Source organism: Natronocella acetinitrilica, assembly GCF_024170285.1.
Lineage (GTDB): Bacteria > Pseudomonadota > Gammaproteobacteria > Nitrococcales > Aquisalimonadaceae > Natronocella > Natronocella acetinitrilica.
The window spans coordinates 1-1013 of record NZ_JALJXV010000030.1; the positions used below are offsets into that span (position 1 = coordinate 1).

Genomic DNA, 1013 nt, shown 5'->3' on the forward strand with positions numbered 1-1013 from the left:
CGGAGGCGCTGGGGCGGTACTGGCTGGAGACCCTGCAGCAAGGTCACTCGCCGACGCTCGTCGAACTCCAGGTCCGCTTCGGGACCCAGGGCCGCCATGGTGCCGTGCCGCCGATGACCGCCAGGCAGCATGCCCTGGCGGACTATGATGCGCTGCTCCGGGAGGTTCGCCATGGCTAACGCTGCCGCACTCCCCCTGCTGTTGCGCCAACTCCGGCTTCCCACCATGGCGGGCTGCTGCTTGGAGGTTACCGAGCGCGCGCTCAAGCAAGGCTGGAGCATCCCCCAGACGCTGGCAGCTTTGTGTGAGTACGAACTCGCCGAGCGCGAACGCCGACGGCTGGAGCGCCATCTCAAGGAGGCGCGGTTGCCGGTCGGAAAGACGCTAGAGTCCTTCGAGTTCGACGCCATCGCCGGCGCCGACCGCCATCAGCTCAGCGCCCTGGCCTGCGAGGTCGGCTGGATCGAGCAGGCCCGCAACTTGCTGCTCTTCGGCCCCTCCGGCGTAGGCAAAAGCCACCTGGCCGCCGCCATCGGCCAGGCCCTCATCGAACAGGGGCAACGGGTGCGCTACTACGCCGCTTCCACACTGGTCCAGGAGCTTCAGGTCGCCAAGCAGGCGCTGCGGCTTGCCGACGCCTTAAGCAAACTCGACAAGTACGGACTGCTGGTGATCGACGATATCGGCTACGTCAAACGCACCGAGTCCGAGACGTCAGTGCTCTTCGAACTGATCGCGCACCGCTACGAGGCTGGAAGCCTGCTCATCACCTCCAACCAGCCATTCAGCGCGTGGGACAGTGTCTTTCCCGACGACATGATGGCCGTCGCCGCCATCGACCGGCTCATCCACCATGCCTTCGTGGTTGAATTGACCGGCGAGAGCTACCGCAAACGCGCCCACACGCGACAACGAAAGGAGCAGAAGAGCACGCTGGAAAGCTAACGACAACTACGCCCACCGACCGGCCACTTTAATTGTCGTCGACCGGTCAAAGTAGTTGACGTCGGATA

Annotated in this window: 1 protein-coding gene; it reads left to right on the plus strand. The window is 64.5% G+C overall.

Translation table 11 applies throughout. The features are described from left to right. Positions 1-171: 171 nt before the first annotated feature. On the plus strand, positions 172-945 hold the full coding sequence (gene istB, locus J2T57_RS22080) for an IS21-like element helper ATPase IstB (RefSeq protein WP_253485969.1): 774 nt from the start codon (positions 172-174) through the stop codon (positions 943-945). Positions 946-1013: the final 68 nt, after the last annotated feature.